General features: G+C 60.4%; 12 protein-coding genes. 8 read left to right on the plus strand and 4 right to left on the minus strand.

What is annotated here, in order from left to right; translation table 11 throughout:
- Window positions 1-68: 68 nt before the first annotated feature.
- The 3 genes from LOY52_RS18385 to LOY52_RS18395 form a co-directional block, all read right to left on the minus strand.
- The gene (locus LOY52_RS18385; RefSeq protein ID WP_258675527.1) at window positions 69-959 is read right to left on the minus strand and encodes a pseudouridine synthase; all 891 of its coding nucleotides are present in this window, start codon (window positions 957-959) and stop codon (window positions 69-71) included.
- An 81-nt stretch (window positions 960-1,040) separates the two neighbouring features.
- Entirely contained in the window at window positions 1,041-1,358 is a 318-nt protein-coding gene (locus tag LOY52_RS18390) for a transcriptional regulator (protein ID WP_003226726.1), read from the minus strand.
- Between the two features lie 168 nt (window positions 1,359-1,526).
- The gene (locus tag LOY52_RS18395) at window positions 1,527-1,763 is read right to left on the minus strand and encodes a glutaredoxin family protein (RefSeq protein ID WP_027613422.1); all 237 of its coding nucleotides are present in this window, start codon (window positions 1,761-1,763) and stop codon (window positions 1,527-1,529) included.
- Window positions 1,764-1,964: 201 nt separating this feature from the next.
- On the opposite strand from LOY52_RS18395, the gene LOY52_RS18400 reads away from it, so the two are divergent.
- Window positions 1,965-3,677, plus strand: a complete 1,713-nt coding sequence (locus LOY52_RS18400; RefSeq protein WP_258675528.1) for a monovalent cation:proton antiporter-2 (CPA2) family protein — start codon at window positions 1,965-1,967, stop codon at window positions 3,675-3,677.
- On the opposite strand, the gene LOY52_RS18405 is transcribed toward LOY52_RS18400, so the two are convergent.
- The gene (locus LOY52_RS18405; protein ID WP_258675529.1) at window positions 3,674-4,882 is read right to left on the minus strand and encodes an ammonium transporter; all 1,209 of its coding nucleotides are present in this window, start codon (window positions 4,880-4,882) and stop codon (window positions 3,674-3,676) included. The genes LOY52_RS18400 and LOY52_RS18405 overlap by 4 nt on opposite strands.
- Window positions 4,883-5,187: 305 nt before the next feature.
- On the opposite strand from LOY52_RS18405, the gene LOY52_RS18410 reads away from it, so the two are divergent.
- From LOY52_RS18410 to LOY52_RS18440, 7 genes are all read left to right on the plus strand, one after another.
- Complete coding sequence (locus tag LOY52_RS18410) at window positions 5,188-5,502, plus strand: YqjD family protein (protein ID WP_003226733.1); 315 nt, start codon at window positions 5,188-5,190, stop codon at window positions 5,500-5,502.
- A gap of 2 nt (window positions 5,503-5,504) precedes the next feature.
- The gene (locus LOY52_RS18415; RefSeq protein WP_007969088.1) at window positions 5,505-5,891 is read left to right on the plus strand and encodes a phage holin family protein; all 387 of its coding nucleotides are present in this window, start codon (window positions 5,505-5,507) and stop codon (window positions 5,889-5,891) included.
- Complete coding sequence (locus LOY52_RS18420) at window positions 5,888-6,226, plus strand: hypothetical protein (protein WP_202368630.1); 339 nt, start codon at window positions 5,888-5,890, stop codon at window positions 6,224-6,226. Before LOY52_RS18415 ends, LOY52_RS18420 begins: the two co-directional genes overlap by 4 nt.
- 124 nt (window positions 6,227-6,350) lie before the next feature.
- On the plus strand, window positions 6,351-7,514 hold the full coding sequence (locus LOY52_RS18425) for an EAL domain-containing protein (protein ID WP_258675530.1): 1,164 nt from the start codon (window positions 6,351-6,353) through the stop codon (window positions 7,512-7,514).
- Between the two features lie 76 nt (window positions 7,515-7,590).
- Entirely contained in the window at window positions 7,591-8,919 is a 1,329-nt protein-coding gene (locus LOY52_RS18430) for a deoxyguanosinetriphosphate triphosphohydrolase (RefSeq protein WP_003226741.1), read from the plus strand.
- Window positions 8,920-9,266: 347 nt separating this feature from the next.
- A complete protein-coding gene (locus LOY52_RS18435) occupies window positions 9,267-9,893 on the plus strand; it encodes a response regulator transcription factor (protein WP_007969092.1) in 627 nt (208 codons plus the stop codon).
- An 8-nt stretch (window positions 9,894-9,901) separates the two neighbouring features.
- The gene (locus LOY52_RS18440; protein WP_258675531.1) at window positions 9,902-13,546 is read left to right on the plus strand and encodes a transporter substrate-binding domain-containing protein; all 3,645 of its coding nucleotides are present in this window, start codon (window positions 9,902-9,904) and stop codon (window positions 13,544-13,546) included.
- Window positions 13,547-13,593: the final 47 nt, after the last annotated feature.

A 13,593-nucleotide genomic window follows, 5' to 3' on the forward strand; every position in this document is an offset into this window, starting at 1 on the left:
TCGATACCGGATACAGAAAAGCCCGCATCAATGCGGGCTTTTTCATGGGCGCGGGAAAGTGCCTGGCATCACCACTGCAGGGTGATCCGGCTCTCGAATTCACGATCCTCACCGGTCACCGGATCGACAAAGCGCAGCCCCTGCGCCAGCAGCTTGAGCGGATTGGCGTAATCATCCTCAATGTTTTTCAGCACATCCGGGTAAAACGGATCATTGCAGATACTCGCTCCCAGCGCGGTCATGTGTACCCGCAACTGATGCTTCTTGCCGGTTACAGGGTAAAGGCCATAGCGCCACAGATCGCCGTTCTTTTCCCGGACTTCCACCGCTGTTTCCGTATTGGCGTCGCCTGGCCCTTCCTGCATGCGGAAGAACGGTTCGCCATCGATCAGACGGCTTTTGTGCACAAGGGGAAATTCCAGCTCCGGCAGCGCACGGGCAATCGCTTCATAGCGTTTATCGATCTGCCGCGTAGGGAACAGCGACTGATAAGCGGAGCGGGTTTGTGGGTTAGCCGAAAAGATCACCAAGCCTGCCGTGTGCCGGTCAATGCGGTGCAGTGGCACCAGATGCGGATTATCGAGGCGGCGGATCAGACGACGCAGCAACGTCTGTTCGACGTACTCGCCGGCCGGCGTCACAGGCAGGAAATGCGGCTTGTCCGCCACCACCAGATGCTCGTCCGCATACAGGATCGACTCGACCACCGGGATCGGCTTTTCATCCGGCACTTCACGGAAGTAGTGAATACGCAGGCCTTCCTTGTACGGCAGATCCAGCGCAATCGGCTGTCCCTGCCCATCCAGTACCCGGCCCCGGGCGATCCGGTCCAGCCATTGCTCGCGACTGATCGCACTGAAATGCTCACACAGGCAATCCAGTACGGTAAGCCAGGCACCCGGCGGCAGGTAAAGGGTGCTGGCCTGATTCTGCGCAGCGGAAAATGTTGGAGTGGACATACGGAAATTCGAACCCTCAATGCAGGTCGGCATTATCCAACACTGAGCGATACGAACCTAGCGCCGATTCCACCGCCCGCCTCAGGCCGGGATCGACTTGAGCGCCGCAGCTTCGGTGAACTCCTTGAGCCAGCGCAGCACATCGACGGCCTCCCAGCGCCCCGGGTCATACAAGGCGTACAACAACCCCTGATAACCGACCACATCCAGTTGCTTGTGATAACCGGCACGCTGGAACAGCGCCTCGATCTCGGCAAAACAGGTGTTGAAATGCAGTTTGTTGAAAGGCGTCTTGCCCTCCGTGACCAGCCCGTCCAGGCGCAACTCGAGGACCGCCTCGCGCACCACGTCAACCGACATCCGGTTCACGCTGTTCTTCAACTGTTCGACATTGACCACGGGTTCGTCCCTCTGACTGCCGGATTCACCTGCTCAAGTCATGAAAAGCAGCAGGCCCATCCAATTACTGTATGCACATACAGTAACCGAATAATCGGCAAAGTGCCAAGGGAAGGATGCGCGCTCGCGACCGGCGGAAAGCAATGCCCCGTCACCGAAGAAACAGGCTCAGCGCAGGAAGGCCACCACCTGATCGGCACTGAAAGGCCAGCTCAGCTCCGCACCGGTGTCAATTCGGCGCAGTACCGGTATTCGCAGGCTGTAAGCCTCGAACCAGGATTCATCGTCGGCAATATCCACCAGTTCGACCAGCAGCCCATGCTCGACAAAAGGCATCAACTCGGCCTCTGCCACCTCACACAAATGGCATCCCAAGGTGCCGAACAACTGACATTCAGGAGGCATGATCGCTCAACCGGAAAAATGAGCATTCATTCTAGGCCTGCCTCTAAAACCCGTCGAGCCGCTGCCGCCCAAAGGCCCGAGCACGGCAACCAGTACGCAAAACCCTGACGCAAATCAGTCCACAGAAAAGCCAATCAGGCCATGCTCCCGCGCTTTTTGCCTCTACGCTTGAGAAGCCTGAGCCTGACATCGGAGTGCCTAGTGTTTGCCAACCTGCTGATCATTCTCGCCTCATCCCTGGTGATGATTGCCCTGTTTCGCCGCCTGCGCTTGCCGCCGGTGCTGGGCTATCTCTGCGTAGGATTGTTGGTAGGGCCCACTGCATTAGACTGGATCAACGAGAGCGAGCACCTGCCGGACGTGGCCGAGTTGGGCATAGTGTTTCTGCTGTTTTCGCTGGGCCTGGAGTTTTCCCTGTCGAAAATGATCGCGCTGCGCCAGGTGGTGTTTCGCCTGGGCAGTCAGCAGGTGTTGCTCAGCACGGCGTTACTGGGATTGGTGCTGATCCTGCTGGGCATGCCGATGACCCCGGCCCTGATGCTTGGCGCCGGGCTGTCTCTGTCGTCGACGGCGATTGTCACCAAGGAGTTGAGCAGCCTGGGCGAAGTGTTCAGCAGTCACGGGCAAAACGCTGTCGGGGTCTTGCTGTTTCAGGACGTGGTGGCGGTGTTATTGCTGACCCTGGTGCCGGTATTCGCCGGGAGCAGCGCGCAAGCCTGGTACTGGGCGCTGCCGCTGACGCTGGTAAAGACCGTGGTGCTGTTTTTCGGTCTGCTGCTGGCCAGCCGCTGGTTGCTGCCAAGGCTGTTCCACGAAGTGGCGGCCTCGCGCTCGGCGGAATTGTTCGTCCTGCTGGCGCTGGTGATTGTGCTATTGACCGCCTGGCTGACGCACCTGCTGGGCCTGTCCCCTGCCCTTGGCGCATTTCTGGCCGGGATGCTGCTCGGCGAGAGCCACTATCGCCATCAGATCGAGGCCGATATCCGGCCGTTTCGCGACATCCTGCTCGGAGTGTTTTTCGTCAGCATCGGCATGCTGATCGACCTGCAACTGTTTGTCAGTCACAGCTTGCTGATTCTCGGCCTGACCCTTGGTCTGATGCTGATCAAAGGCATTGTCGTCGCGCTGTTGGTGAAGTGGCGCGGCAGCGATCACGAAACTGCCTGGCGCAGCGGCTTGGCCCTGGCGCAGGGCGGGGAGTTCTGCTTCGCCTTGATGGCGCAGATGCAACAGAACCAGATGCTGCCTGCCGAGTTGGGCGCCCTGTTGCTCGCGGCCACCTTCTGTTCGATGCTGCTGACGCCACTGCTATTGCGCGCCGCTCCGCGCATTGCCGCGGGCCTGCACCGCAAGCCGAATCAGGAGGCGCAAATCGAGGAAATCAGCGCCCTCAACGCCGGGCTGGATCAGCACGTGGTGATATGTGGCTACGGCCGTGTCGGCCAATCCATCGGCCGCTTCATGCGCAATGCCAAGCAGCCTTATATCGCGCTGGACAACGATCCGGTGCGCGTGCAGGAAGCCGCGTCCGGCGAAAGCGAGGTGCATTACGGCGACTCGTCGCGCGGCGACCTGCTGACCGCGGTCGGATTGTTGCGCGCGCGGCTGCTGGTGATCGCCGTGGATCAGAGCGATGTCAGCCTGCGGATTCTCAAGGAAGCGCGCCGGCTTCATGCGCGGATACCGATCCTGGTGCGTACCCGCGACGACAGCCAATGGGCCGAACTCAAAGCCGCCGGCGCCACCGAAGTGGTGCCGGAGCTATTGGAATCGAGCCTGATGCTCGCCTCCCACGCCTTGATTATGCTCGGGCTGCCGGCGCATCAGGTGCAGGAGAAGATCGATCAGGTGCGCATTGATCGCTATCGCCTGTTGCACGGCTTCTACCCCGGCGCCGAAGACAAGGAAGCCTAGTCCTGACTGACCGCGCCGATCTTGTGCAGCGACAGATCGGCGCCGTAATACTCCTGTTCCTGACTCAGGCGCAGGCCGTGCAAGGCCTTGATCACGCCGTAGACGACGAATCCGCCGGCCAGCGCGACCAGCACACCCAGCGCAGTGCCGATCAGTTGACTGATCAGGCTGACACCGCCGAGGCCACCCAGCGCAGTCTGGCCGAAGATGCCGCAGGCGATCCCGCCCCACACCCCGCACAAACCGTGCAATGGCCACACGCCGAGCACATCGTCGATGCGCCATTTGACTTGCGCGGCGGTAAAGCACCAGACGAACAGCGCACCGGCAATCGCGCCAGTCACCAGCGCACCCACCGGATGCATCAGGTCGGAACCGGCACAGATCGCCACCAGCCCGGCCAGCGGGCCGTTGTGCAGGAAGCCCGGGTCATTGCGCCCGACGATCAGCGCCGCCACCGTGCCGCCGACCATGGCCATCAGCGAGTTGACCGCCACCAGACCGCTGACACCCTGCAAGGTCTGCGCGCTCATCACGTTGAAGCCGAACCAGCCGACAATCAGAATCCATGAACCCAGCGCCAGAAATGGAATGCTCGACGGCGCGAATGCCACCAGACGCCCGTCGCGATAACGGCCGTTGCGCGGGCCAAGCAGCAATACCGCCGCCAGCGCCAGCCAGCCGCCCATGGCGTGCACCACCACCGATCCGGCGAAATCATGGAACGCCGCACCAAAACGTGCCGTCAGCCAGGCCTGCAGACCGTAGTTGCCGTTCCAGACCATGCCCTCGAAAAACGGGTAGATGAACGCCACGATCAGCGCCGTCGCGCACAGCTGCGGAACGAATCGCGCGCGCTCGGCGATGCCGCCGGAGATGATCGCCGGGATGGCTGCAGCAAAGGTCAGCAGGAAGAAAAACTTCACCAGCCCATAACCGTGATCGGCACTCAGCACCGCCGCCGGTTGCATGAAGGTCACCCCGTAGGAGATCCAATAGCCTATAAAGAAATAGGCCAGGGTCGAAACGGCAAAGTCGCTGAGAATTTTCGACAGTGCATTGACCTGGTTTTTCTGACGCACCGTGCCGACTTCAAGGAAGGCGAAACCGGCGTGCATCGCCAGCACCATCACCGCACCGATCAGAATGAACAACGTGTTGGAACTATGAACCAGTGTGTCCACAGCGCTTTGCAGATTTTCCATAAAGAGGCAGACCTGAAGGCTAAAAAGGCACCAAAGCGGTTCGCGCGGACAATTCATGCACCAAGTTGCGACCGGTCGGTCTGCGCAGTGAAGCTGCGATGAACCGCTTTGGCGCACAAGGTCGATGTCCTGACACGAACCAGGATTATTTGAGTTAAGGTTTTGCTGCATGCACGCCCGCCAACAGCGCACAGCGGCAGCAGGACGCACCACGACATAGCAAAAGCTGTACCAGTCATTTCTACTGAACCTTCGCGCAAGGCTCATACTCGAACGCTTCAGACGTCACTTACGGAGATCCACCCATGGCCAGCATCAAGGCAAAGACTGCTCAAGAAATCCTGATGAACGACTTCCAGACTCTGGTCGCCGACACCGAGCGGCTGCTCGAACACACCGCGTCCCTGGCGGGCGATCAGGCTGATGAGCTGCGTGATCAGATTCACGACAGCCTGTTGCGCGCCCGGGAAACCCTGAAGCTGACCGAAGACACCCTGCGTGATCGCGGCCAGGCAGCGGTCACCGCCACCGAAGACTACGTGTCGGCCAACCCTTGGCAATCAGTGGGCATCGCCGCCGGGGTGGGCTTCCTGATTGGCCTGCTGGCCACTCGGCGCTGATCATGTCGATCGGCGAATCCGGCCTGGGGTCGGGCACTACTTCCTCCACGCGGCGTCTGGGCGCCGCTGTTCTGGGCTTGCTGCACAGCCATGTCGAGCTGTTCGGCATCGAATTGCAGGAGCAGAAAGCACGCACCGTCAGCCTGTTGCTGTTCGCGGGTCTGGCGCTGGTGTTTGCCCTGCTGTTACTGGTCGGTCTGTCGACACTGGTGCTGATCGTGTTCTGGGATACCTATCGCCTGGCAGCGATCATCGGTCTGTGCGTGTTCTACACCCTGGCCGCCGCTTTCTGCGGTTTACGCCTCAAGGCAGCAGTCTTCGATGAATCCTCGCCCTTCCACGGCACACTGGAAGAATTGGCCAATGATCGGGAGCGCCTGCTGCCATGAGCCTGCCTGAACTGCCACACAACAGCTCGCGCCGGGAAATGCGCAAAGCGCTGATCCGTCTGCGCATGGAAATGCATCGTCAGGAAATCCGCCACGAAGCCGGGCAAGTGCTGCAACCCTTGCAACGCATGCGCGGCATGACGCAAAACCTCCAAGGCGGTTTCGGCATCAAGCACGCGCCGCTCTGGGGCGTGGCCGCCGTCACCCTGCTGGGTTTCATCACCGGCAAGGGCGCAAAAAGCGGCGGTGTCGGCGGGCTGACCCGACTGATTCGGCTGGGCACCAGCCTCGGGCCGCTGATCAAACTGGTGATGCAGAGCTCAAGCAAACGCTGAGCCCACGCATCTGGCTGCATTCTTGCAATACCCGCGGGATTGAACCTCTTTACCAAGAGATTCAATCCCGCGTGCCTACCCGGTCGGCGGGTTCATCCAGAACAAGAACGACTAAGGAGGCTCCGTGATCGACGGGCAACCGCTCGCCTGCTTTCAGCCTTTCATCGATACCGCTACCGGACGTATTGCAGGCGTCGAAGCACTGGGTCGCCTGCGCCAGCCTGACGGCCAACTGGCCTCGGTCGGGCCGTTGTTCGCCGACGCGCGCACACCCGCCATCGCCCTGCGCCGCCTCGACCGACAGATCCGCGACAACGCCCTGAGCCGACTGCATGAAGCCCCCGCCGAGTGGTTTCTCAGCTTGAACATGTCGCCACGCTGGATCAGTCGCCTGCGCGCCGATCAGCCATTGCCAAGCCTCAAACAAATGCTGCGCCACGGCGTCGATCCGCAACGCATCGTGTTCGAGATCACTGAACTGGGCGGCAATGGTCAGCGCCTGGCCGAAGTGGTCGCGCGCTATCGCGAGGCCGGAGCGCGGATCGCTATCGATGACTTCGGCGCCGGTTACTCGCAGCTCGATCGGGTGCTGGCGTTGCAGCCGGACATTCTCAAGCTCGACATGCGCCTGTTTCAGGCCGCCGCGTTGGGCGGGCCGAGCAGCGATGTGGTCAAGGCACTGGCGCAAATGGCCGAGAAGACCGGTTGCTGGATCATTGCCGAAGGTGTGGAAACCGAGGCCCAGCTCAATTTCGCCCTGGAATGTGGTTCACGCTACGTTCAGGGTTTCCTGTTCGCCCGGGCGCAGGAAGCGTTTTACCCAACCGACGCCTTTGTGCAGCGCTTCGCCGAACTGCGCCAGCGTTACGTGCGGCAGAAACTGGCCGAACGCGGGCGCCTGATGCAGATGCGCCAGCAACTCGGCGAACTGATGGCGATCCTCCAGGCCTGGGCGCAGGCCCACGCGCCGCTGAGTGCGCTGCCGCAACTGGAAGCCTTCCCGTGGTTGCTGCGGTTCTACCAATGCGACCGTCACGGCACTCAACTCACGCCCAACCTCGAATGGCGGCACAACCGCTGGGTCGCCGATAACCGCTACCTGGGACACAACTGGTCATGGCGTCCGTACTTTTATCATTTGCTCGCCGAGGGCTGGGAAGAGCGACGCCTGACCCTGTCCAATACCTACCGTGATGCCACGAGCAACCAGTATTGCCTGACCGCCGGCCAGTTCTTCGATAACGGCGAACGCCTGCTGCTGATCGATATTGATGCTGCGGGTTTGTAGTTCCGCTTGCAGGGGCGTGGCTGAACCGGGAAGCTAGGGCAACAGTCATCCCAGTCACCGACGGAGAGAACCAGCCTTGGATTGGCAGACCCTGCTCAACCGCGAACGCCTTGGAAAACCGCTGCACAGCCCGCAAGAGCTGGGCCGCAGCCCGTTCCACAAAGACCACGACCGCATCATCTTCTCCGGCGCCTTCCGCCGTCTGGGCCGCAAGACCCAGGTGCATCCGGTATCGAGTAACGACCACATCCACACCCGTCTGACCCATTCGCTGGAAGTCAGCTGCGTCGGGCGCTCGCTGGGCATGCGCGTCGGGGAAACCTTGCGCAGCGCCCTGCCCGACTGGTGCGACCCGAGCGATCTGGGCATGGTCGTGCAATCGGCCTGCCTGGCCCATGACATCGGCAATCCGCCGTTCGGCCACTCCGGTGAAGACGCGATCCGGCACTGGTTCCAGCAGGCGGCCGGGCGCGGCTGGCTCGACGGCATGAGCGAAGCCGAGCGCGGCGACTTCCTCAATTTCGAAGGCAACGCGCAAGGCTTCCGGGTGCTGACTCAGCTTGAGTATCACCAGTTCGACGGTGGCACCCGCCTCACCTACGCCACCCTCGGCACCTATCTGAAGTATCCGTGGACCGCACGTCACGCCGACTCGCTGGGCTACAAGAAACACAAATTCGGCTGCTATCAGAGCGAACTGCCGCTGCTGGAGCAGATCGCCCACAAGCTCGGTCTGCCGCAACTGGAAGACCAGCGCTGGGCAAGGCACCCATTGGTGTACCTGATGGAGGCGGCTGACGACATCTGCTATGCGCTGATCGACCTCGAAGACGGCCTGGAAATGGAGCTGCTGGAGTACGCGGAGGTTGAATCGCTGCTGCTCGGTCTGGTCGGTGACGATCTGCCGGAAACCTATCGCCAGCTCGGCCCGCAGGATTCGCGTCGACGCAAACTGGCGATCCTGCGCGGCAAGGCCATCGAGCACCTGACCAACGCCGCTGCCAGGGCATTCGTCGAGCAACAGGATGCGCTGCTGGCCGGCACCCTGCACGGCGACCTGGTGGAACACATGCACGGCCCGGCCAAACGCTGCGTACTGAACGCCAAGGACATCGCCCGCAAGAAAATCTTCCAGGACAAGCGCAAGACGCTGCATGAAATCGGCGCCTACACCACCCTGGAAATCCTCCTCAACGCGTTCTGCGGCGCGGCCCTGGAGCAACATGGCGGCCGCACGCCGTCGTTCAAGAGCCGCCGCATCCTCGACCTGCTGGGCAACAATGCACCGGATCCCCACGGGCCGCTGCATACCTCGTTTCTGCGCATGATCGACTTCATCGCCGGGATGACCGACAGCTACGCCAGTGACATGGCGCTGGAAATGACCGGGCGCTCCAGCCACTGACAGTGGTACCTTCCTCAACCGGGTCAGTGCGACGCCCGGTTGAAGGATTGGTCCATTAAAGTGGCTCAGCGGTGTTCGATAGGCGCGCAGACCAAACGTAATCCGTTTAACGACGACAGAACTCAAACAAACGCTGTTTTCTCAATAATCCAACAGCAACTTAAAACATTCAGATAAACAAATAATCTAAACACTTCCTTACGCGACACAGAGTTTTGTCGTAGCCAATTTCTCTTTAGTGTGTAGGACTTATCCTATATTGCTGCTAGAGCCCTGTGAGTTCATGCGATCGCTCATTTATCTGAGCTAAGGTGCGCGCTTTATTCGCGTACGTATGGGATTTGATTATGAACTCCGTTTTTATTGTCGATGATCACCCCGTCATCCGACTTGCCGTTCGAATGCTCCTCGAGCATGAAGGTTACAAGGTCGTCGGCGAAACCGATAACGGGGTCGATGCCATGCAAATGGTCCGCGAATGCATGCCCGACCTGATCATCCTCGATATCAGCATTCCCAAACTCGACGGCCTGGAAGTGCTCGCCCGCTTCAATGCCATGGGCACTCCGCTCAAGACCCTGGTACTGACGGCGCAATGCCCGACCCTGTTCGGCATTCGCTGCATGCAGTCCGGCGCATCCGGTTATGTGTGCAAGGAAGAAGACTTGAGCGAACTGGTCAGCGCCATAAAAGCGGTACTTTCCGGTTACAACTATTTCCCCAGTCAGGCATTGAATCCGGTACGCAGTGACGATGTGCGTTACGCCGAGCTGGAATTGTTCAAAGCCGTCAATGACCGCGAACTCATGGTTCTGCAGTTATTTGCCCAAGGGCGCACCAACAAGGAAATTGCCAAGGGCATGTTCCTCAGTAACAAAACCGTCAGCACTTATAAAAAACGTTTGATGCAGAAACTGAAAGCCAGATCCCTGGTGGAACTTATCGAGATGGCCAAGCGCAACGCGCTAGTGTGAGAGCCTGAATGCCCAGTCGTTTAAAGATCTATCTCGCCATATTGTGCGCAAGCCTGTGCCTGACTACTCAGGCACAGGCCGACCTTGTCACAGCGCAGGATTATGTGCTGCGCAGCCGTTCGGGCCACGAAGCGCTGACCATGCACCTGCAGCCCGCGCAACGGCAATGGTTACAGACTCGCCGCGAACTGATACTGGGCACTTCCGCACCGGATTATCCGCCGTTCGACATGACCGCCAGCGGTCGTGATTACGAAGGCTTTACTGCCGACTATGCCGGCCTGCTCGAACAGGCTGTGGGGTTGCCAGTCCGGGTCAAGCGCTTTGCCTCACGGGAAGCCGCGGTACGCGCTCTGATAGCCGGACAGGTCGATATGCTCGGTACCGCCAACGGCTTCGAGGCCAGTAACGCCGACATCCTGCTTTCAACCCCCTACGCCATCGACCAGCCGGTACTGGTCACCCGCGAAGACGAGACGCGTACGCTCACCGAGGGCCTGGCCGGACTGCGTCTGAGCATGGTCTATCACTATCTGCCGCAGGACGAAGTCAAAGCGCTGTACCCCAAAGCCATCCTGACGTCCTACCCGTCCTATCAAAACGCAATCAACGCGGTGGCGTTCGATCAGGCCGATGTGTTTCTGGGCGATACCATTTCCACCCACTACATGATCAACAAGGGCTACCTGAACAACATCCGCATGGCCAATTTCGGTAAACAGGAAGCCCATGGTTTCAGCTTTGCCGTGCACGCCGACAACCCGCAACTGCTGGCCATCATCAACACCGCACTGCAGGCCATACCGGCCAGTGAACGCGACAGCATCGCCAAGCGCTGGAGCGCCGGCAGCGACATCCTGCTGACCGACCAGAAACTGCAATTGACCCACCACGAAGAACAGTGGCTCAAACAACATCCGGTGCTGCGCGTGGTGGTGAACGAGGCGTTCGCGCCGCTGACATTCTTTGACAGTGACGGCAATCTGCGCGGCATCACCGCAGACCTGCTCGAATTGCTGCGCCTGCGTACCGGCATGCGCTTCGAACTGGTGCGCAGCCGCAGCGACGGCGATATGGTCGAGCAGATCAATCAGCATCGGGCCGACCTGATCGCGGCGTTGCTACCCAGCCCGCAACGGGAGAAGACCCTGCAATTCAGCCGCCCCTATCTGGAAAACTCCTTCGTCCTGCTGACCCGCAAATCCACTGACAGCCCGACCCATCCGACGCAGCTCAAGGACAAATATCTGGCGATTGCCCAAGGCAGCCCCATGGTCGACTACCTGCGCCGCGAGTTCCCCGATATCCGCCTGACCGAAACCTCCGACACCTTCGGCGCCGCGACCTTGCTCGCCGAAGGCAAGGCCGATGGTGCCGTCGCCTCGCTAGTGATCGCCAACTATCTGATTTCGTCGCGGATCTTCGAGCATCAGCTGCAGATCACCACCACCCTTGGCACCCGTCAGGCAGCCTTTTCGCTGGCTACAGCCCGTGACAACAGCGAACTCGGCTCGATCCTCGACAAGGCACTGCTGAGCATCAGCCCCGAAGAGCTGGGGGTCATCAACAGCCGCTGGCGCGGTTTTTCCAATGCGGCGCAAAGCAACTGGCATCACTATCAGCGTCTGTTTTACCAACTGATCGGCGCAGCCTGCCTGCTACTGCTGTTATCCCTGATCTGGAACGCCTACATGCGGCGCCAGATCAAGCAACGCCAGGCTGCCGAGCGGGCACTCAATGATCAGTTCGAATTCATGCGTTCACTGGTCAACGGCACCCCTCATCCGATCTACGTGCGTGACCGCCGGGGCTTGCTGCAAAGCTGCAACGACAGCTACCTCGAAGCCTTTAACGCCAAACGCGAAGACGTGATCGGCAAAAGCGTCATGCAAGGCACCCTGAGCAATGCCTTCGAAGCCCGGGCCTTCGAGGCGGATTACCAGCGGGTTGTGGCCGAGGGAACGCCGCTGCTGCTCGACCGGCCGTTGCACATCGGTGGCCGGCGTCTGACGATCTATCACTGGATCCTGCCTTACCGCGACTCCTGCGGCGATGTACAAGGGATCATCGGTGGCTGGATCGATATCAGTGACCGCCGCCAGCTGTTCGATGAACTGCGCACGGCCAAGGAGCAGGCGGACAACGCCAACCGTGCCAAAAGTACCTTTCTGGCGACCATGAGCCACGAAATCCGTACGCCGATGAATGCCATTATCGGCATGCTCGAATTGACGCTCGAACGCATGACCGATCAGGCGCCGGATCGCTCGTCGATCGAAACCGCCTACTGTTCGGCCAAGGATCTGCTGGGGCTGATCGGCGACATTCTCGATATTGCTCGGATCGAGTCCGGACGCCTGAGTCTGACTCCCGAGCGGGTCAATCTGGTCGACACCGTCGCTTCGGTGGTGAGGATCTTCGACGGCCTTGCTCGTCAGAAAAACCTCGCCCTGCCCCTGACCGTCAATCCTCCGGGACTCGAAATCGATGTGGAACTGGATCCGCTGCGCTTCAAGCAGATCCTGTCGAACCTGATCAGTAATGCCATCAAATTCACCCAGAGCGGGCAGGTGCGGGTCACCCTGGACGTGCTGCCCAATGCCGCCGGCATGCGTTCGCTGGTTCAATTGACGATCCACGACACTGGCGTCGGCATCAGCATTGAAGATCAGCAACGCCTGTTCGAGCCGTTCGCCCAGGCTGACAGTGGCCGCCAGCAGGCCCGCAGTGGCGCCGGACTGGGACTGGTGATCAGCCGCAACCTCTGTGAAATGATGGGCGGTCAGCTGCAATTGAGCAGTCAGCCGGGGATCGGCACCCAGGTCTGCCTGTCGCTGCCCCTGCAAACGCTGCCATGCAGGGCGGCCACAGCGAAAACCGAACCGCCGATCCGCGTATCTGGCGCGCCGCTGAACATTCTGGTGGTCGACGACCACCCCGCCAATCGCCTGCTGATGTGCCAGCAACTGGAGTTCCTCGGGCATCGCTTCAGCCTTGCCGAAGAAGGCCGCAGCGGATTGGCGAAGTGGCAGGCCGGTGAGTTCGACCTGGTCATCGCCGACTGCAACATGCCGCTGATGAACGGCTACGAATTGGCGGCGGCTATCCGCCAGGAAGAACAAGCCAGTGGCCGCCCGTCCTGTACGGTTCTCGGCTTTACGGCCAACGCGCAGCCCGAGGAAGTGCAGCGCTGCAAAGAGGCCGGCATGAATGACTGCCTGTTCAAACCCCTGAGCCTCAGTGCGCTGAGCCAGTGGGTCAACGGGCTGCAACCGGCAACCCCTGAACCTGCGTTCAATCTCGAGGGTTTGAATCAATTGACGGGCGGCAATCCGCTTCAAGCCCGACGTCTGCTCGCGCAATTGCTCAAGAGCAGCCGCCTCGATCGTGAGGAGCTGCTGGCCTTGGCGCCGCACAATGATCGTGAGGCGTTGGCGGTGGTGGCGCACAAGATCAAGGGCGCCGCCCGAATCGCGCAAGCCTCGCGCCTGATCGTCTGCTGCGATGCGCTGGAACAAGCCTGTCTGCAGACAACTTCCGTGCCGGCCATCGTGCGCTGCATCAAGGCTACCGACGCGGCGATGGTCGAACTGGAGCAGGCGTTGCAGCAACAATTGGAACCGTTCGCAGAAAGCACAATGACCGAGCCTTAACTATGCTTGAACGCTGAGCAGTGTGTTTACTTCAATGGAGAGTCAGC

This window comes from Pseudomonas sp. B21-051 (assembly GCF_024748795.1).
Taxonomy (GTDB): Bacteria; Pseudomonadota; Gammaproteobacteria; order Pseudomonadales; family Pseudomonadaceae; genus Aquipseudomonas; species Aquipseudomonas putida_A.